Annotated in this window: 17 protein-coding genes and 1 pseudogene; 12 read left to right on the top strand and 6 right to left on the bottom strand. The window is 70.0% G+C overall.

The genetic code is table 11. The features are described from left to right. Window positions 1-3: 3 nt before the first annotated feature. Entirely contained in the window at window positions 4-351 is a 348-nt protein-coding gene (locus VB738_RS11755; protein WP_323305910.1) for a hypothetical protein, read from the top strand. Between the two features lie 34 nt (window positions 352-385). Here the strand turns inward: VB738_RS11755 and VB738_RS11760 are convergent, their stop codons facing one another. From VB738_RS11760 to VB738_RS11770, 3 genes are all read right to left on the bottom strand, one after another. After that, window positions 386-844, bottom strand: a complete 459-nt coding sequence (locus VB738_RS11760) for a VOC family protein (RefSeq protein ID WP_323305911.1) — start codon at window positions 842-844, stop codon at window positions 386-388. Between the two features lie 16 nt (window positions 845-860). Then, the gene (locus VB738_RS11765; RefSeq protein ID WP_323305912.1) at window positions 861-2,837 is read right to left on the bottom strand and encodes a PAS domain S-box protein; all 1,977 of its coding nucleotides are present in this window, start codon (window positions 2,835-2,837) and stop codon (window positions 861-863) included. A gap of 127 nt (window positions 2,838-2,964) precedes the next feature. Then, entirely contained in the window at window positions 2,965-3,111 is a 147-nt protein-coding gene (locus VB738_RS11770) for a hypothetical protein (RefSeq protein WP_323305913.1), read from the bottom strand. Window positions 3,112-3,238: 127 nt separating this feature from the next. Between VB738_RS11770 and VB738_RS11775 the strand changes: the two genes are divergently transcribed. Beyond that, window positions 3,239-3,754, top strand: a complete 516-nt coding sequence (locus VB738_RS11775) for an NAD(P)H-dependent oxidoreductase subunit E (protein ID WP_323305914.1) — start codon at window positions 3,239-3,241, stop codon at window positions 3,752-3,754. Here VB738_RS11775 and VB738_RS11780 read toward each other — a convergent pair. The 3 genes and pseudogenes from VB738_RS11780 to VB738_RS16475 form a co-directional block, all read right to left on the bottom strand. Beyond that, window positions 3,736-5,535 carry a GGDEF domain-containing protein gene (locus VB738_RS11780; protein WP_323305915.1) on the bottom strand — a complete coding sequence of 600 codons (1,800 nt, stop codon included), beginning with the start codon at window positions 5,533-5,535 and terminating at the stop codon, window positions 3,736-3,738. The genes VB738_RS11775 and VB738_RS11780 overlap by 19 nt on opposite strands. Next, window positions 5,532-5,702 carry a hypothetical protein gene (locus VB738_RS11785; protein WP_323305916.1) on the bottom strand — a complete coding sequence of 57 codons (171 nt, stop codon included), beginning with the start codon at window positions 5,700-5,702 and terminating at the stop codon, window positions 5,532-5,534. The genes VB738_RS11780 and VB738_RS11785 overlap by 4 nt, the downstream gene beginning before the upstream one ends. Before the next feature lie 59 nt (window positions 5,703-5,761). Then, a pseudogene (locus tag VB738_RS16475) lies at window positions 5,762-8,281 on the bottom strand (putative bifunctional diguanylate cyclase/phosphodiesterase); the annotation flags it as partial. 29 nt (window positions 8,282-8,310) lie between these two features. Between VB738_RS16475 and VB738_RS11795 the strand changes: the two are divergent. From VB738_RS11795 to hypF, 10 genes are all read left to right on the top strand, one after another. Beyond that, the gene (locus VB738_RS11795) at window positions 8,311-9,348 is read left to right on the top strand and encodes a hypothetical protein (RefSeq protein ID WP_323305918.1); all 1,038 of its coding nucleotides are present in this window, start codon (window positions 8,311-8,313) and stop codon (window positions 9,346-9,348) included. Window positions 9,349-9,402: 54 nt separating this feature from the next. Beyond that, window positions 9,403-11,028, top strand: a complete 1,626-nt coding sequence (locus tag VB738_RS11800) for a NuoF family protein (protein ID WP_323305919.1) — start codon at window positions 9,403-9,405, stop codon at window positions 11,026-11,028. Then, complete coding sequence (gene hoxU / locus VB738_RS11805) at window positions 11,028-11,747, top strand: bidirectional hydrogenase complex protein HoxU (RefSeq protein WP_323305920.1); 720 nt, start codon at window positions 11,028-11,030, stop codon at window positions 11,745-11,747. The genes VB738_RS11800 and hoxU overlap by 1 nt, the downstream gene beginning before the upstream one ends. An 11-nt stretch (window positions 11,748-11,758) precedes the next feature. After that, window positions 11,759-12,337, top strand: coding sequence for an oxidoreductase (locus VB738_RS11810; protein WP_323305921.1), 579 nt, complete (start codon window positions 11,759-11,761; stop codon window positions 12,335-12,337). A 10-nt stretch (window positions 12,338-12,347) separates the two neighbouring features. Next, complete coding sequence (locus VB738_RS11815) at window positions 12,348-13,790, top strand: Ni/Fe hydrogenase subunit alpha (RefSeq protein ID WP_323305922.1); 1,443 nt, start codon at window positions 12,348-12,350, stop codon at window positions 13,788-13,790. After that, entirely contained in the window at window positions 13,787-14,236 is a 450-nt protein-coding gene (locus VB738_RS11820; RefSeq protein ID WP_323305923.1) for a hydrogenase maturation protease, read from the top strand. The genes VB738_RS11815 and VB738_RS11820 overlap by 4 nt, the downstream gene beginning before the upstream one ends. Beyond that, the gene (gene hypA / locus VB738_RS11825; RefSeq protein WP_323305924.1) at window positions 14,229-14,570 is read left to right on the top strand and encodes a hydrogenase maturation nickel metallochaperone HypA; all 342 of its coding nucleotides are present in this window, start codon (window positions 14,229-14,231) and stop codon (window positions 14,568-14,570) included. The genes VB738_RS11820 and hypA overlap by 8 nt, the downstream gene beginning before the upstream one ends. Window positions 14,571-14,774: 204 nt before the next feature. Further along, window positions 14,775-15,842 carry an outer membrane protein gene (locus VB738_RS11830; protein ID WP_323305925.1) on the top strand — a complete coding sequence of 356 codons (1,068 nt, stop codon included), beginning with the start codon at window positions 14,775-14,777 and terminating at the stop codon, window positions 15,840-15,842. 115 nt (window positions 15,843-15,957) lie between these two features. Then, window positions 15,958-16,698 (top strand): hydrogenase nickel incorporation protein HypB, encoded by a 741-nt coding sequence (hypB, locus tag VB738_RS11835; protein ID WP_323305926.1) that lies wholly within the window; start codon window positions 15,958-15,960, stop codon window positions 16,696-16,698. 2 nt (window positions 16,699-16,700) lie between these two features. Further along, window positions 16,701-19,235: a carbamoyltransferase HypF gene (gene hypF, locus VB738_RS11840; protein ID WP_323305927.1), complete on the top strand. Its 2,535-nt coding sequence runs from the start codon at window positions 16,701-16,703 to the stop codon at window positions 19,233-19,235. Window positions 19,236-19,241 lie beyond the last annotated feature (6 nt).

Genomic DNA, 19,241 nt, shown 5'->3' on the forward strand with positions numbered 1-19,241 from the left:
GGGATGGGATGGGTGTTTCCACTTATCTCGCTCACGATTCCGACCGACTATGGTCAAGGAAAGAGCGGAGGAGATCCCATGCCAGTTCGCAAATATACCCACGAATCCACCTGTGAAATGCCTCGTACCGAGGCGACTGTTCAGTCCCATGCCAACGCCACCGAGGCCCTCCACCGGGTGAAGGAACTGGCCCGTTGTGATCCGGATTTTGCCGCCGCACTGAGTGCATCCGATTCGCCGCAGAAAGCAGCTGATCTGGCGCTACGTCACGGCATCGACGTCAGTTCGGCGGCACTCTGGCGCCAGCGTGGCACCCTGGCCCACGGTGGCCTGCCCACCTGGCGCGGTTGAACCAGACCGGGGCCCTTCCTTCCGGGCCCCGGGTTCAGATTGGCGGCGGGCCCTTCAACTCAATGCTGTTCCCTTCTGGGTCCTCCAGGTAGAGGGCCGGCCCCACACCTTCGGCCCCGTAGGTGTGATGCAGGGGGCCGGCATCGATGCCCTGACGTCCCAGATGGGCCCGCAGGGCGCCTTCGTCGAAGGGTTCGATCCGCAGGCAGAAGTGATCCAGGTTGTGGCCGTCCTTCGCCGGTGCTGTCCCTCCCCGGCGACCCAGTTCGCCGCTGACCGCCGCCAGATCGATCAGGGCATTGCCAGCCCTCAGGTGGATCATGCCCAGGGCGTCATTGCGTCGCGCTACAGCGCAGCCCAGCACCTCGGTGTAGAAGCGCTCCATCCGTTCGAGATCCTTGCAGCGCAGCACCACATGGTCGATCCCTGCGATCTGCATGGCGGTGGTCTCCGTTCGCTCGCCACCCAGTGTCGCCGGTCGTTGCAAGGCCATTCCGCCCTGGCACTCCTCAGAGAGCGGGCTGCCAGGAGACGCTGCGGCCATCGGCGCTGTCCGTCTGCTCGCTGAAGGGCACCACCTGGTTGCGGCCGGTCTGCTTGGCCCGGTACATGGCGTTGTCAGCTCTGGAGATGATCTCGTCGGGGTTCTCGCCCGGCCGGACCATGGTCACCCCGATGCTGAGGGTGATCGACAGGCTGCCGGCACTGGTGACGATCGGCTCGGCCACGGCCCGGCGGAGCTTCTCGGCGAGGGTGACCGCATCGCTCAGCCCCCGCACCCCCTGCAGCACCACCACCATCTCGTCGCCGCCGATGCGGGCGGCCATGTCGCCGCTGCGCAGGCCCGTACGGATCCGGGCGGCCACCGTCCGGAGCAGTTCGTCGCCGGGCACATGGCCAAAGGTGTCGTTGATCTCCTTGAAGTTGTCGAGATCGCAGAACAGCACGGCGGTGGCCTCCCCCTTGCGCACCACCCGCCCGGCGATGGCGGTGATGCGCTCGAGGGCCTCATGGCGGTTCACCAGGCCCGTCAGTTCATCGGTGCAGGCCCGGCGGGCCAGTTCCCGTTCGGCGGCCACCTCCTGGTCCACCGTGCGGAACGAGCCGACGATGCCGTCGAGCTGGCCCATGGAATCCCGGTGGGGACTGGCATGCAGTTCCACCCAGCGATGGCTGCGGTCGTGGGCCAGGGCCTGCAGCCGGCGCACCACCGTCCGGCCTGCGGCGAGGCTCTGCAGGTCCTGGTCCAGTACCGGATGGTCGTCGGGAGGGATGAAGCGACTGAGCGGATGGCCGATCCAGTCCTCCGGCTGCCAGCCCAGCATGCAGGTGAGGGAGGGGGAGATCCAGCTGACCTGTCCCTCCTTGATCAGCAGCACCACATCGCTGGAGTTCTCCGCCAGCAGTCGGTAGCGCTGCTCCGAGGTGGCCAGGGCGGCTTCCGCCTGCACCATCTCGGTCACGTCGTTGAACTGGGCGATCACGAAGGCCAGGCTGCCGTTGGCATGGCGGGAGCAGGAGACGCTGCAGTCCACCCAGAGGGGGGGGCTCTCCCCCTGGAGGATCCGCTTGCGCAGGCGATAGCAACGGCGCCGGCCGTCCAGCAGCTCCGCCATCAGCGGGGCTTCGCCGTCCCGGTCCTCCGGCGGTGAGAACGAGGGCCAGGTGAGCCCCTCCAGGTCGCTCGGGTCCCGTCCGAGCATCCCGCCAGCGGCGGGGTTGATGGAGAGCACATGGCCCTCGGCGTCGAGCAGGGCGATGCCGGTGGAGGTGTTCTCCATCGTGAGCCGCAGCCGCTCCTCCGAGGCGGCCAGGGCCGCCTTGGTGCGCTCCTCCGCCAGGCGGGCGTCCACTTCGCCCTGGATGTCGCGCCAGCTGCCCACCATGCCTGTCACCACGCCATCGGCGCCGGCCATCGGCCGCAGGGCCATGGAGATCCAGCGGCCGTGGCCGTCGGCGGCTCGGAAGCGCAGATCGCAGCCGCTGTTCTCCCCTTGAAGGACCTGGCCGATGGCCTGATCCAGACGGGCGTGGTCCGGCTCCAGCACCAGGTCGGCGATGGTCCGATCCTTGAGGTCGCGGGCGTGGTGGCCCAGCAGCTGATGCACCGAGGGGGACACCCAGGAGATCCGCCCCTGCCGATCACTGCTGAGGACAACGTCGGGGGCGTTTTCGGCCAGCAGCTGGTAGTGGTCCTTCAGCTCCCGGTTGCTGCGCTCCTGCGCACGCAGTTCCTTGGCCAGGTGCATCGAGACCCAAGCCATCCCGATCAGACCGGCCAGCCGCAGCAGCAGCTTGAGGGTGGTGGCCTGGGGAGCGAGGAGCGACCAGACGATGGTCAGGACGATCGCCAGGCTGGTGAACCAGCCCACCTGGCGGGGCGTGGCGAACAGGGCAGAGAGAACGACGGGGATCCAGTAGTACGGATACAACGTGATTCCCAGGCGCCTCGAGAGGAGCAGATCCACGAGGAACAGGCCGATCAAGGCAACAGCCAGGACGACCAATCGTGATCGATAGCGACGTTGGTGCGAAATCAAATTGTGGTGACTGACGAAGGAAACTCACAATCACGGAGTCGCTGATCCCACCGACTGTCGGTGGTTGATGGCTTCAGCGGCTGAGGCCTTCCGTCTGGGTTTCGGCGCTGTGCTGATGCCCCTTGAGATGCTTCTCACAGGCCAGCGTTGCCGATGCGAACAGCAGGGCCATGCCCAACATCGCCGCCTGTAGCTGGGCCTGTCGGAGGAGGAGAGTCATCGGCCGGCGTCCACATCAAGAATGATTATAGGTATTGCGGCCGATCGCGTCCGTCAGGCTTTTGTCCCTGCCCGTGCTGACCATCGCTCAGCCGGTGGCTAGCAAGAGGGGGTGGGAGATCTCCGGCATGACCAGCTCCATCGCAGCCGCAGCAACAGCCACCGATGACCCGCGCATCACCCAGGTGGTCCGTCGCCACGGGGCCCGCGCCGATGCCCTGATCGAGGTGCTGCACCAGGTGCAGGAGCTCCACGGCTATCTCTCGCCGGAGGCCCTGCGGGTGGTGGCTGTCGCCATGCGGCTGCCGCTCAGCCGCGTCCACGGCGTGGCCAGTTTCTACCACCTGTTCCGGCTGGAGCCCCCCACCGCCCACCGTTGCGCCATCTGCCTCGGCACCGCCTGCTACGTCAAGGGAGGGGGGCAGGTGGCGGCGCGCATCGAGCAACGCCTTGGGGTCCGCCTCGATGATCCGGTGGGGGACGGCGTCTGGGCTCTGCAGCACGTCAGCTGTCTGGGAGCCTGCGGTCAGGCTCCCGTGCTGGTGGTGGACGGTGAACTGGTGACCCGGCTGCCGGTGGATGAGCCCGAGGAACTGGAGGCCCGGCTGGAGGCCGCTGGCCTGCCTCAGCGCACCACGACCTGATTAGCCCCCAGCTCGCGGGACTGGTTCAGGGCCAGCTCCACCCGCGAGAGCATCGCCTGCCCCCTGCTGTCTGAGGAATCCAGCAGGCTCACCCCGGCATTCATCGCCAGCCCGTTGGACGGGCCGTTCCCCGCCGGCAGGACCGTCTCGGTGACGATTCTGCGGATCTGTTCCGCTGTGGTGCGGGCCGATTCAAGTGGCTGATCCCAGAGCAGCAAAAGGAATTCACTGCCTCCGATGCGGAACAGTTCGTCGTTGGCATGCAGCAGCCGCTTCACATTGGCGATCAGTCGCTGCAGAACCTCATCACCTTTCTGCCGGCCGAGAACGGTGTTGATCGGCCGCAGGCCCTGCACCGCGAAGGCCAGGCAGGAGAGGGGCACGGTGTAGTCGGAGGCCCGCTGGCTGATCAGCCGCAGGCTGCGTTCCAGCTCGGAGCGGTTTCGGGCCCCGGTCAGCAGGTCGGTGCTCGAGAGCCGACGCAGTTGTTCGCTGCTCTGCCGGAACCGTTCGCTCATGGCGGCGAGATCCTGGCTCAGGCGGGCTTCCCTGCGCAGGTGCTCCTGGAGGCGGCCTACCAGGCCCTGGACCTCGGCGATGACGCTGCTGTCCCCCGAACCCCCGTCAGGCGCGACATCGCCGGCGAGACCGGGGCCGTCGTCGGCGACCTCCGGCACCGAGGCGCGCAGCAGCTGCATCTGACCCTCCACCAGGGTGGCCGTCACCTCGCTCAGCAGCACCCCCAGCAGCATCAGCCACAGCGATGTGGTCAGCAGGCTGGTGCTCTGGGCCTGCAGCTTCAGCACCACCGGTCGGGCGGGCTGCACCACCTGCACCCGATGGCGGCCAGAGGTCAGGGTCGTGCTCCAGTACCCCTGGATCCACACCTTGAGGGCGGGGCGTTGACCCCTTGGCACCAGGATCTGAAGCCCATCCGGCTGGATCAACTCCTGCGGGGCCGGCTGGAAGTTGTTCTCCAGCCGCAGGAACAATCCAGGATTGGAGCTGATCCTCTCGCCCTCCCTTCCGATGAGCAGGAAGGCCGTCGCACCCGGACTGGCCGGCAGTCCGCGGGTGGGTTCGCCGAGCTGGCGGGGATCCATCCGCGCCGCGGTCTCGGCGACGGTGCGCAGGTTGTCGAGCACCGACTCCTGGGCCGCACCCTGCAGCAGGTTGCCCGAGAGGAAGGTGAGGGCCAGCGACGGCAACGTGAAGGACGCCAGCACCACGGAGAACACGATGCCCCGCAGGGGCAGCAGTCCCTGGCCCTTCCTGTTGCGCCACACCTGCAGCAGAACGAACAGCAGGAAGGCCACCACCGTGTTGGCCAGGCCGTTGACCGCCTGCTTGGCGGCCGTCACGGCCACATTCGCCGGATCGATCTGCAGCACGACGCCGTAGAAGAAGAACACCATCGGTGCGCCCATCAGGAGCCAGAAGGTGATCTCGGCCAGGATGATCCGGCCCTTGATGTCGTTCTCCGGCGGGCCGTTGAGGCGATTGACGAACACCGCCTGCCAGAGGGCCTCGGCGCTGAAGATCACGATGGCCCAGGGATGGCCCCAGAGCTTCCAGGTGTAGAGGCTGGCCAGCACCGCGATCGCCACGCTCCACCAGCCCCGCCGCCACAGCAGGACCAGGGTGGGGACGATCGATCCGAGCAGGACCTGGATGCCGAAGAACAGCGGCAGCGCGCTCACGTTGCCGAGCACCGCCAGGCCGGCCAGCAGGGCCAGCAGCAGGCCCTGACGCACCGTCATGGTGGGGCGGGACTGACTCATGGCAGGGGGACCGCCGCCGGCTCACCGCCCGCCACCGGGCCGAGCCTTCTTCCCTTGCGCAGCAGGTCCTCGAACGCCTCGGCGGACAGGGGATGGCTGAACAGATAGCCCTGGAAGGCGGGGCAGCCGCAGCGGAGCAGATAGCCCAGTTCCTCGGGCCTCTCCACCCCTCGGCCAGAACGTGCACCCCCAGGCCCTCGGCCATGGCCAGGGTGGCGCGCACGATCGACTGGGAGGTGGGGTTGCTGTCGACCCCATCCACGAAGGAACGGTCGATCTTGAGCTTGTGAATCGGAAATCTGTGGAGCGTGCTCAGAGAGGAGAAACCGGTGCCGAAATCGTCGATCGCCAGTTCCACACCCATGCTTTCCAAGGTTAGAAGTTGTTCCCGGGTGCCGAGGGCCGGCATCAGGCAGCTCTCGGTGATCTCCAGCTCCAGTCGGGCAACGGCCAGCCCTGTGCGGCTCAGGCACGCCTGCACCAGTTGCGGCACGGTCTGGCGTGGATCCTGGAACTGGCGGCTGGAGAGGTTCACCGCCAGTCGGCCCGGCTCGAAGCCGGCCTGCACCCACAGCTGCCACTGGCGGCAGGCCTCCTGCAGCGCCCATTCCCCGATCCTGTGGATCAGGTCGCTGGCTTCGGCGATCGGGAGGAACTCCAGCGGTGACACGGAACCGAACTTCGGACTGCGCCAGCGCAGCAGGGCCTCGGCCCCCAGCAGTTCCCCCTGGCCATTCACCTGGGGCTGGTAGAGCAGCTCCAGCTGGCCCGCTTCCACGGCCCGCTGCAGATGGGCTTCGATCGCCAGGCGGTGCCGGCTGCGGACTGTCATCTCGGCCGAGTACCGCAGCACCGTCTGCGGCCCCCTGCGTCTGGCCTGACCGAGGGCCGTGGCGGCGAACAGCAGCAGATTCTCCGGCTCCCTGGAGTCCGATGGGAAGCAGCTCACGCCCGCCCACGCCGACAGGGTGAGCTCCAGCCCTCCCCCCGGAGCCATGGAATCCGTGAGGGCGGCCGTGAGGGTGCGGGCCGTCTCCAGGGCCGTGGGGTCGGCCGGCTCCAGCGCGTGCACGATCAGGAACTCGTTTCTGCCGACCTGGGCCATGACGTCCGCGGGTCCCACGAAGCGGCCCAGCCGATCGACCACGACCTGCACCAGCTGATCCCCCTTGGCCGGGCCGAAGCTTTCCTCGATGCGCTTGATGCCGTCCAGTTCGATCCAGATCACCATCAGGGGCTGGGACTGCTGGCACAGCTGACCCAGACGCAGTTCGGCCATCTGCAGGTTGGGCAGTCGGGTCAGGGGGTCGTGGAAGCCGAGATACTCGAGCTGCCGGTCCTTCTCCCGAAGCACGGTCATATCGGCGAGGGCGGCGATGTAGTGGCTGGGGTCACCGGCGCCGTTTCGCACCACCCCCATCCGCATCCAGGCGGGATAGACCTCACCGGTGCGTCGTCGGTTCCAGACCTCCCCTTCCCAGCGGTCGTTGGCGAGCAGGTGCTCCCACAGGGCGGCATAGAACCCTGTCGACTGGTAGCCGGAGTTCATGATCCGGGGATTGCGTCCGACCAGCTCCTCCTCCGGGTAGCCGGTGATGGCGACGTAGGCCTCGTTGCAGGCCAGGATCGCCCCGCCGCCGTCGGTGATCACGAGCCCTTCCTGGATCAGGGAGCCGGCCCGGCGATGGAGGCGGAGCCACTGGAGGCTCTCCTCCAGCTGGCTCCGCAGCTCCCCCAGGCTGCGGCCCTCCTGTTCGGTCAGACGGCGCCGCCGCTGCAGCTCCCGGCTCAGCAGGGCGGCCAGCAGGCTGGTGGCCAGACCCAGCAGCAGCACCGCCCCCCAGGAGGGCAGCCAGGGGGCGGCGTCATGCAGGGGGTGCACCAGCAGCAGCCACCGCTGGCCCCCGACGTCGAATCGGTGGGAGCGGGCATGGGGCAGGACGCCGGCCGCAGGGAGGTTGCGGGAGTCGTAGAGGAGCTGGGCGGGGTCGGCGCGATCGCCGAGGTACAGCTGCAGGTCCACGGGCTCGTCCATCCGAATCAACGGGTGGTTCAGGGCCGCCCGCATGACATCCCGAAGCGGCAGGATGGCGAAGGCCCAGCGCGAGGCAGCTGGTGACCCCGCAGCGGCCCTGCCTGTTGGGCTGCCGAAGGGCAGCATCTGTACCAGGAAGGCCGGCTCCCCTGGCTGGGGACGGCCGGGGATCAGCCACCCCTCCGCAGGTGCGGGCTCCTGGCCCAGCTCCTCGCCGGAGCCCTGCACCCACGACCAGAGATCCGACCCCAGCAGGGCGCGGCTGCCCGGATCCATCGGCGCGATCAGCTGGATCGGCGCCTGCCCGGAGGCGTTCGCCGCAAAGCCCAGGGTGCTGATTCCCTCCAGGGTGCGGCCATCACTCTCGAGGGCACCGACGAACCGCTGCAGTTCGCCGAGGGTGACTTCCTGGGACGCCATCTGAAGGCCGACGAGACCCCGCAGCACCGATTCGGTGCTCGCCAGTTTCCGGTGCAGGGCGGCGACGACGAGATCGGCCGCGGGCTGTTCCCGGCTGCCGTGGGCGTGGGTGGCCTGATGAACGCTGCTCCAGGTCAGCAGGGCGGTGCCCAGGACTCCGATGGCCAGCACGGCAGCCACCGGGGAGCTCCACTCCCGGGGCTGGCGCTCATCTGGCGGCGGAGAAGGCAGCAGGGGGGGAAACGGCGGCGGGGCCGGGCGGGTCGTCAACGGTTCGCTCTGATCACCCATAATACTTTTTTCACATTTCAGGCCCACCCATGGGGGCTGCCTCTGGCTTTGCCCTTCCACCGGGGAGACGTCGCACGGGCCAGCGGCACCGGAACGGCGCGCTGGCCGCTCTGGCGGCCCTGGTGCTGGCGCTGCTGATCGGCTGCCCACACCAGCCACCCCGGTTCGTGCTGGCCATCAATCCCTGGCCGGGCTACGCCTACTTCGCCCTGGCCCAGGCCCGGCAGCACTACGACCCCCGCAGGCTCAGGCTGGACCTGCGCAATTTCGCCGACAACGACCGCGCGGTGCAGGCCTACGTCGCGGGGGCGGCCCAGGCGATCGCCACCACAGCCATCGATGTGGTCACCATCTGTGGGGTGGCCCCGGAGCGCTGTCCGGTGATCGTCTACGTGATCGATGAATCCCGCGGTGGCGATCAGGTGCTGGCCCTCCCGGAGGTGAAGGATCTCAAAAGCCTGGTCGGCCGGCCGATCGCCCTCGACCGCAGCAGCCTCTCCCGTTACCTGCTGGCCCGGGCCTTCGAGTCCCAGGATCTGGCCCCTCCGGTGCCGTCCCAGCTCAGGTTCCTGCCCGCCGCCTCGTGGGAGGCGTCCCTGCGCCAGGGGACGGTGGCGGCGGTGGTGAGTTACCCACCCCGCAGCGAGATTCTGCTGCGCGCCCTGCCGCTGAACACGCTGTTCACCAGCCGCCAGCTCCCCAACGAGATCCTCGATGTGCTCGCGGTCGAACCCGAGCTTCTGCGCCTGCACCCCGATGCCGTGCTGGCCCTGGTCCAGGGCTGGCAGGCCGTGCGGGCGGAGGAGCGGCAACGTCCAGCCGCCGTCCGCGATGAGGTCGCCCAGTATCTCGGTCTCGATTCCGACGCCGGCACCGCCGTGCTGGCGGGGATCCGCTATCCCGGGGCCCAGGAGCAGTACGAGCTGCTCGACCCCCGGCAGAACAACCTGCCCCCGCTGCTGGAGCAGATCCGCCAGGTGCTCTACGCCAATGGCGTCATCCCGGCCAACACCCCCCTGCCCACATCGGTGGACACCCTTGCCAGGAGCCTTGCCAAGGGCCGCTGAACGGCGCCCGCGCCATTTCCTGGCTATCAGAAGGAGAGGCGCTTCCAGTCCCCCATGCCCTCCCCTGTGCAGGTGCGCTGCTGCGACGCCAGCGGCTGCCGATCCGCCGGCAGCCAGGCCCTGCGCACCGCGCTGGAGGGTGCCCGTGACGCCGCCGGCCTCGATCCCTCCCAGCTGACGATCAAGCCGGTGGGGTGCCTGCGCCAGTGCGGCAGCGGTCCCCTGGTGGCTTGCGACCGGCCTGGCCGCACCCGGCTGTTCGGCGGGCTTTCGCCCGGGCAGGCTGGGGCCCTCATCGCCGACGCCCTCGCCGCCGGCGGTGAGGAGGAGACGGTACCGGCGACCACGGCGGACGCCCTGGCGGCCCATCGGATCGATCTGGATGGTCCCTTTTTCGCCCTGCAACGGCCCGTGGTGCTCGAGGGCTGCGGGCAGGTGAATCCCGAGTCCATCGACGACGCGATCGCCTTCGGCACCTACGCCCAGCTGCAGCGCGTCCTGCAGGAGCTCAGCCCCGAGCAGGTGCGCGACGAGGTGCGCCGCAGCGGCCTGCGCGGTCGGGGCGGCGCCGGCTACCCGACAGGCCTGAAGTGGGACACGGTGGCCCTCCAGCCCCCCGGTCCCCGCTACGTGGTCTGCAACGCCGACGAGGGGGACCCGGGCGCCTTCATGGACCGCAGCGTGCTGGAGAGCGATCCGCACCGGCTGATCGAGGGGATGGCGATCGCCGCCTACGCCGTCGGCGCCGAGCGGGGCTTCGTCTACGTGCGGGCGGAATACCCCCTGGCGATCGAGCGGCTGCGGCTGGCCCTGCAGCAGGCCCGCAGCCGCCACCTGCTGGGCAACCACATCCACGGCACCACCTTCAACCTGCGGCTGGAGGTGCGGGTGGGGGCCGGCGCCTACGTCTGCGGCGAGGAGACGGCCCTGCTGCTCTCGATCCAGGGTCAGCGGGGCATGCCCCAGCCCCGGCCCCCCTTCCCGGCCCAGTCGGGCCTCTGGGGGGCGCCCACCCTGATCAACAACGTCGAGACCTTCACCGCCGTGCCGGCGATCCTGCGGGAGGGCGGCGACTGGTACGCCGCCATGGGCACCGAGCACAGCAAGGGCACCAAGGTGTTCGCCCTCTCCGGGGCGGTGGTCAACACCGGCCTGGTGGAGGTGCCCATGGGCACCCCCCTGCGCACCGTCGTGGAGGTGATCGGCGGCGGCGTGCCCGATGGCTCGCCGATCAAGGCGGTACAGACGGGCGGGCCTTCGGGGGGCTGCATCCCGGCGGAACGGCTCGACACTCCCGTTGACTACGAAAGCCTGCTGGAGCTGGGTTCGATGATGGGCTCCGGCGGCATGGTGGTCATGGGTTCCAGCACCTCCATGCCCGAGGTGGCACGCCACTTCATGGGCTTCAGCGTCAATGAGAGCTGCGGCAAGTGCATCCCCTGCCGCGCCGGCACCGTGCAGCTGGCCCAGCTGCTCGATCGCTTCGTCGAGCGCCGGGCCAATCCCGAGGACATGGACCGCCTCGATGCCCTCTGTCAGATGGTGAAGGTCACCAGCCTCTGCGGCCTGGGCCAGTCGGCCCCCAATCCGGTGCTCAGCACCCTGCGTTGGTTCCGCCATGAATACGAGGCCGCCTGCCGGCAGCCTGCGGACGCCCTCGCCACCGGGAGGGGTCGCTGATGGCCGTCATCACCCTCAACGTCAACGGCCAGGACGTGGCGGTGCCGGCGGGGGCCAGCCTGCTGGAGGCCACCCGGGCCGCCGCGGTCGACGTCCCCACCCTCTGCCACCTCGATGGCCTCAACCCGGTCTCCTCCTGCCGGCTGTGCCTGGTGGAGGTGGAGGGGTCGACCAAGTTGCTGCCCGCCTGCAGCACCGCCGCCGCCGAGGGCATGGTGGTGCACACCCACACCCCCCAGCTCAGGGAGGTCCGACGCATGGCGGTGGAGCTGTTCTTCGCCGAGGGCAACCACGTCTGCGCCGTCTGCGTGGCCAACACCCACTGCGAACTGCAGGACATGGCCGTGACCGTGGGCATGGACCATTCCCGCTTCCCCTACCAGTACCCCCAGCGGTCGGTGGACGCTTCCCACCCCCAGTTCACCCTCGACCACAACCGCTGCATCCTCTGCACCCGCTGCGTGCGGGTGTGCGACGAGATCGAGGGGGCGCACGTGTGGGACATCGGAAGCCGCGGCGGCCAGTGCCACATCGTCGCCGGCCTTGATGAACCCTGGGGCCAGGTGCAGGCCTGCACCTCCTGCGGCAAATGCGTCGAGGTGTGCCCCACCGGTGCCCTGTTCCGCAACACCGACACCACCGCCGAGAAGCAGCCCGACGCCAGCCTGCCCGCCCTGCTGCGCACGGCCCGCGACCAGCGCCGCTGGCACAACCAGTGACCCCCCACCCCATGCCCCCCACCCCGCCCGCCGCCAAGCTCCGCCTCGCCACCGTCTGGATGGCGGGCTGCTCCGGCTGCCACATGTCGTTTCTGGATCTCGACGAATTCCTCTTCGACCTGGCCGAGAAGGTGGATGTGGTGTTCTCGCCGGTCGGCACCGACGTCAAGATCTACCCGGAGAACGTCGACATCGCCCTGGTGGAGGGGGCGGTGGCCAACGTCGACAACCTGGAGCTGGCCCTGCAGGTGCGGGAGCGCACGGGCCTGGTGATCTCCTTCGGCGACTGCGCCGTGACCGCCAACGTGCCGGGCCTGCGGAACCTGCTCGACGCCGGCCACGACGGCGCCAAGGCGGTGCTGGAGCGAGGCTACCTGGAGCTGGCCGACGCCACGGGCCAGCTGCCCTTCGCCCCCGGCATCGTCCCCGAACTGCTGCCCCGGGTGCTGCCCCTGCATGGGGTCATTCCGGTGGATCTCTACCTGCCGGGCTGCCCCCCCTCCGCCGAGCGCATCCGCGAGGCGATCACCCCGTTGCTGGCCGGTGAGCGGCCCGCGATGGAAGGCACGGCCATGCTTCGCTTCGGATGAGGACCTCCCCATGACCCGCACCGTTCTCATCGATCCGGTCACCCGCATCGAGGGCCACGCCAAGATCACCCTCCACCTCGACGACGCCGGTCACCTCACCGACACCCGCTTTCACGTGGTGGAGTACCGGGGCTTCGAGAAGTTCTGCGAGGGCCGCCCCTTCACCGAGATGGCGGGCATCACGGCCCGCATCTGTGGCATCTGCCCGGTGAGCCACCTGCTGGCGGCCGCCAAGACCGGCGACAAGCTGCTGGCGATTTCGATCCCCCCGGCGGCCGACAAGCTGCGGCGGCTGCTCAACCTGGCCCAGCTCACCCAGTCCCACGCCCTCTCCTTCTTCCACCTCAGCAGCCCCGATTTCCTGCTGGGCTGGGAGAGCGACCCGGCCAAGCGCAATGTCTTCGGCCTGATGGCCGCCGACCCCGACCTGGCCCGTGCCGGCATCCGCCTGCGCCAGTTCGGCCAGCAGATCCTGGAGCTGCTGGGTGGCCGCAAGATCCACTCCGCCTGGGCGGTGCCCGGCGGCGTGCGCTCCCCCCTGAGCCAGGAGGCTAAGGACTGGATCCTGGATCGCCTGCCGGAAGCCCGCGCCACCGTGACCCTGGCCTTGGAGCTCTACAAGAAGCTGCTCGATGGCCCCCTGCAGAAGGAGCAGCGGGTCTTCGGTGACTTCCCCAGCCTGTTCATGGGCCTGGTGACGCCGCAGGGGCTCTGGGAGCACATCGAGGGGCGCATCCGCTTCCGCGATGCGAATGGGGCGATCGTGGCCGACCAGCTCAGCGAGGACGACTACGCCGAGTTCCTCGGCGAGGCGGTGGAACCCTGGAGCTACCTCAAGTTCCCCTACTACAAGCCCCTGGGTTATCCGGACGGCATCTACCGGGTGGGTCCCCTGGCGCGGCTCAACGTCTGCGACAGCGTCGGCACCCCCTGGGCCGATCGGGAGCTGGCGGAACTGCGCCAGCGCAGCGGCCAGCCCGTCACCTCGAGCTTCGCTTACCACCACGCCCGGCTGGTGGAGATCGTCGCCTGCCTGGAGGCGATCGAGGTGCTGGTGCAGGATCCCGAGCTGATGCACGGCCGCATCCGGCTGCGGGCCTCCCTCAACCGCAACGAGGCGGTGGGAGTGAGTGAGGCACCCCGGGGCACCCTGTTCCACCACTACAAGGTGGATGACGACGGCCTGCTCACCAGCGTCAACCTGATCATCGCCACCGGCCAGAACAACCTGGCGATGAACCGCACGGTGCACCAGATCGCCCAGGAGTACATCCCCGATCCGGTGGCCGCTGACGCCGAGATTCCCGAGGCGATGCTCAACCGGGTGGAGGCGGGCATCCGCTGCTTCGACCCCTGCCTCTCCTGCTCCACCCATGCCGCCGGCCAGATGCCGCTGCGCCTGCAGCTGCTGGCCGCCGACGGCACGGTGCTGGCGGAACGCCTGCGGGGATGAGCGGCGCCGGCCTCGGCACCGGAGGTGCTCTGCTGATCGGCATCGGCAACCCCCTGCGGGGCGATGACGGGGTGGGCTGGCACCTGGTGGAGGGCCTCGGCCTGCAGCGCCACCAGCTCACCCCCGAACTGGCCGAGGCGGTGGCGGCCGCCGAGCGGCTGCTGTTTGTCGATGCCTGGCTGGCACCGCCAGGGAGCCGCTGCCTGCTTCGGCCCCTGGTGGCCTCAGGCGGCTGGGAGCGCGACACCCACCGGGTGGCGCCCGCCCGGCTGCTGGCTCTGGCTGAGCAGCTGTTCGATCGCTGCGTGCCGGCCCACGAGCTGCTGGTGCCGGCCTTCGACTTCTCCTGGGGCGAGCGTTTCTCGCCGGAGCTGCAGCGCCAGCTGCCCCGGGCGCGCCGGCTGCTGCGGGGCTGGTTGCGGGAGGCGGCGGCGCCCCATGCATGAACTCAGCCTGATGGATGCGGTGCGGGAGCAGGTCCTGGAGCAGGCCGCCCTGCATGGGGCCGGCCGCATCGACGCCATCACCCTGCGGGTGGGCAGCCTGGCGGGGGTGGAGATCGAGGCCCTGCGCCTGGCCCACGAGGTGGTGATGGCGGACACGATCGCCGCCGGTTCCCGGCTGGAGATCGAGGCGGTGGAGGCTGCCTGTTTCTGCGCTGCCTGCGAGCAGCCCTTCGCGGCTCGCGATGGCTGCTGTGCATGCCCCCGCTGCGGCCGCATCAGCCGGGAGCTGCTGCGGGGCAGGGAACTGCAACTGGCCTCGATGGACATCGCCTGAGGCGCCGCCCAGAGGCTGCCGAGCCCATGGCCATGGGCAGGGCAGGGACGGGGACTTGCCGCTGGAGCCGCTTGGAAATGAAATGCAATTTTGCGCAAGATTTCGTTTTTTTATCACTCTGTGCCAGGCCTTTTGCTGTCCATGAATGACGATTTCCGCTTTCTGCTCGCGTTGAGTGGCATAGGAAAGAGAGGCGTAACCACCATGACATTGATCACCAGAATCGTTCAGCGCAGCGTGGGCGTCGCCGCCACCGGCGGTCTTCTGTTTGGCGGCGCCGTGATGGCGGAAGTCCGACCCGTCGATGGTCACTCCGGTGCTGTGCCGGAGTCCATCTCCGAGCCCATCCCGGCGGAGGCTCCCCTCGCGGAAGTCCCCACCCAGGATCCCCCCCTGATGGGCACGGTCCCGGCGAGCGAGGACGCTCCCTCCGCGGCCCCCCAGGCCGCCACGGTTGACGCCGCCCTGATCGCCCAGACCTATCCCCAGCCGGTGGTGAAGGAGGTCTATTCCGCCAAGGGCTGGTACCTAACGATCGGTGCCGGTGCCCAGACCCCCAGCGACCAGACGGTGAACAGCACGGGCACGCTCGTTTCACCCTTCTTCACACCGCTGCTGTTCAACTTCGGAAACAACAACTCCACCAAGCTCGACCTCGGCGGGGGCTTCTCCGGTGATGTGGGCGTTGGTTATGACTTCGGCGCCCTGCGCGCCGAGCTCACCTACGGCTATAGCCGGGCCAGCCTCAACGCCGTCGGTGCCGCCAATCCGATCGGCTTCGGTGCCTTCGGCATCGTGCCCTTCACCAACAACGTCTCCGGCATCATCAACAAGAATGATGTGCTGGCCAGCCTCTACTACGACATCGAGACCAACAGCCGCTGGACGCCCTACATCGGCGGTGGCATCGGGTACACCAACCTCAGCACCCCGAGTTTCACCCTCAACGGTTTCCCCACCAACAGCGTCAACAAGGGGCTGTTCGGTTGGCAGGCCAAGGTGGGTGTCAGCTACGCCATGAGCTACAACTCCGATGTCTACCTTGAGGGCGTCTATCAAGGTGCTGGTGGGTATTCCTCCGAGAATCTGACCTTCGACGCCTTCAACAGCTTCGGCGGCAAGATCGGCTTCCGCTACCGCTTCGGCGCCCGCCCACTGGCGGCGGCTCCCATCCCAACCCCGGAGCCGGAACCGATCATGCAGCCCGCACCGGCTCCGGCGCCGATCTTCCAGCCCGAGCCCGCCCCCGCGCCCATCCGCGGTCTCTGGTGAACACGGTGGTGGCGAGGGCCCCGGCCCCGTCGGAACTCCGTGCCTAGCCTTCGGGCGAGGCCGGGCCCCGGCGGGGCTTTTCCGTGCCGCTCTCCTGTCTGGGGTCGAACCTGCGATGTGCGTCGACTGCAATTGCGGCCAACCGGTCGCCCCCGCCATCGAGGCCCCCCGGCACCTGGAGCTGGGCCACCGCCTGCTGGTGCACAACGATGCCCAGGCGGCGGCCAACCGGGAGCATTTCGCCGCCGCCGGTGTCCGGGTGATCAACCTGCTCTCCTCCCCCGGCTCCGGTAAGACCGCCCTGCTGGAGCGCCTGGCCCTGGAACTGGCCCCGACGTCGTCGTCGGCGCGCCATCCGATGGCGGTGATCGTGGGAGATCTGGCCACCGACAACGACGCCCGTCGCCTGCGGGCCGCCGGGGTGCCGGCCCTGCAGATCACCACCGGCCAGGCCTGCCACCTGGAGGCGGCGATGGTGCACCGGGCCCTGCATGAGCTCGACCACCTCGGCCACCCCCTGGCCGGCCTGGAGCTGCTGGTGATTGAGAACGTCGGCAACCTGGTCTGCCCGGCCGCCTTCGATCTCGGCGAGAGTCAGCGGCTGGTGCTGCTGTCGGTCACCGAAGGGGAGGACAAGCCCCTGAAATACCCGGCCATCTTCCATTCCGCCGACGTGGTGGTGATCAGCAAGAGCGACCTGGTCGGGGCCTGCGGCTTCGATGGGGCCCAGGCCCGCCGTCACATCGCCCGGGTGGCCCCCCGTGCCCGGATCGTGGAGGTCTCCGCCCGCACCGGAGAGGGCATCGCCGAGCTGCTGGTGGCCCTGGGCCTGGAGCGGGTGGCCGTGGCCGGCTGACCATGCCACCGCTGGCGGAGCGTGCCCAGCTGCACCTGGAGTGCCGTGGCGTGGTGCAGGGGGTGGGCTTCCGGCCCCTGGTGCACCGCCTCGCCCGGGATCTTGATCTGCGGGGCGAGGTGGAAAACGGCCCGGGGGCGGTGCGCCTGCGGCTGGAGGGGGACCGCCGCTCCCTGGAGACGTTCCTGCGGCGCCTGCCGCAGCAGCTGCCCCCCGGGGCCCGGCTTGAGCCCCTCGATCCGGTCTGGTCGGCGGCCGCCGGCCCGGCGGTGGGCCCGTTCCAGGCGGGGGTGCGGATCATGGCCGGCCAGGCCAGGCCGCTCCGCATCGATCTGATCGCGTCGTCGCTGGTGGCCGACCGGGCCCCCTGCCGCGCCTGCCTGGCGGAACTGGCCGATCCCGCCGATCGCCGCTTCGGCTACCCCTTCATCAGCTGCTGCGACTGCGGTCCCCGCTTCAGCATCGCCACGGCCGAGCCCTGGGCCCGGGCCCACACGACCCTGGCGCCGTTCGCCCTGTGCCCGGCCTGCCGCCGGGAGTTCGAGGATCCCTCCGACCGCCGCTTCCACGCCGAGACCATCGCCTGCCCCGCGTGCGGGCCGCGACTTGCGCTCCTCGATGCCTCCGGGGCGCCCGTGGCGGGCTCCGCCGCCGGCGACGGCAGCCCCGCCGCCTTGATCAGGGCCTGCTGCGGGCTCCTGGCGGCCGGAAAGGTCCTGGCCCTGCAGGGGGTGGGCGGGTTCCAGCTGCTGGTGGCCGCCACCGACACCGAGGCGGTGGCCCGGCTGCGGCGGCGCAAGCGACGGCCCGCCAAGCCCTTCGCCCTGCTGGTGGCCGAGGTTGAGGCCCTCGCCCCCTTCTGCGCCATCGACGCCGCCGAGCGCCTGGCCCTGGCGGATCCCGCCGCTCCGATCGTGCTGTTGCGGCGCCGCCTGGGGGCGCCCGACGCCCTGCCGGGCGTGGCCCCGGGCAGCCCGTGCCTGGGGGCGATGCTGCCGGCGTCGCCGCTACACGATCTCCTGGCGCGCGCCTTCGGCCGGCCCCTGGTGGCCACCAGCGGCAACCCCAGCGGTGAACCGCTCTGCATCGATCCTGCTGAGGCGGTGGGGCGGCTGGGGGTCGGGGCTGGCGAGCCGATCGCCGATGCCTTCCTCGTGCACGACCGTGCCATCGCCCGGCCCCTGGACGATTCGGTGCTGCAGTTGATCGATGGCCGGCCCGCCCTGCTGCGCCGGGCCCGCGGCCATGCCCCCGAGCCCCTGGTCCTCGGACCGATGCCGGGCGCTCGGTCCGGCGGCCTGGTGGCCCTGGGCAGTGACCTCAAGAGCGCACCCGCCCTGGCCCTGGAGGGACGGGTGTGGCTCTCCCCCCACCTGGGGGACCTGGCCGAAGGTCGCCTGCTCTCCCGCCTGGCCGCGGGACTGGAGGCCATCGAGCGGCGCTGGGGCGATGGGGTGGGGGCCATCGCCTGCGATGCCCATCCCGGTTACCTCAGCCACCAGCTCGCCGCGGCCCAGCCGTGGCCGCGGCGCCCGGTGCAGCACCACCGGGCCCACGGCCTGGTGGTGCTGGCGGAGCATGGTCTGGAGACGCCGCTGCTGGCCTTCACCTGGGATGGGCTGGGATACGCCCCGCCGCCCGAATCGGCGACTGGGGAGCCGGCGGCTACGGAGTTGGCGGCTGGCGGCTCTGCCCGGCTCTGGGGCGGGGAGCTGCTGCTGCTGGGCGGACCCGGGGGCCTCCCCTGCGAGCGGCTGGTGGCCCTGCGGCCCTTTCCCCTGCCAGGCGGTGAGCGGGCCATGGCGGAACCCCGCCGGGCGGCCCTGGGGCTCCTGGCCGCCGCCGGGCCCGGGGCCCTGGGGCACCCCGGAGCCCGCCACACCCTGGCCGCCTTCGAGGCCGCCGACCGCCGCCTGCTGCTGCAGGCCATCGCCGGCGGCTGCAACAGCCCCCTGACCACCAGCGTGGGGCGGCTTTTCGATGCGGTTGCCTCCCTGCTGGACCTGGTGCAGGTGCAGAGTCACGAGGGCGAGGGGGGACTGCGGCTGCAGGGGGCGGCCTCCGCCGCTCCAGCCGCTTCCGCTGACTCCCCGGCGGGCGACCCCGGCGACTGGCCCTTCCCCTTGGTGCAGCCAGGGGCCGTCGCGGCCTCGGGCGCCGATGGGCCGACCCTGGGTTGGCTCGACTGGGAACCACTGCTGCTGACCCTGCTGGCGGCGATCGCGGCTGGCACCCCGGCGAGCCTCTGCGCCGCCCGTTTCCACCAGGCCCTGGTGGTCGCCCTGGCCGGAACGGCCGCCATCGCCACGGCAGCCGAAGGTGCGCCCGTGGCCCTGGCCGGGGGCTGCTTCCAGAACCGGCTGCTGCTGGAGGGGGCGATCGGCGCCCTGCGGGCCCGGGCGTTGCGGCCGTTCTGGCCGGAGCGCGTGCCCTGCAATGACGGCGGGCTGGCCCTCGGCCAGCTCTGGGCGGCGGCGGGGCCGTGGGCAGATCCGGCCGGCGCGCCTACAACCAGGTGGAGAGACCACGCGCCGTGATCCGCC

It is taken from the genome of Cyanobium gracile UHCC 0139 (genome assembly GCF_034931325.1).
In the GTDB taxonomy this organism is placed as follows: Bacteria; Cyanobacteriota; Cyanobacteriia; order PCC-6307; family Cyanobiaceae; genus Cyanobium; species Cyanobium gracile_B.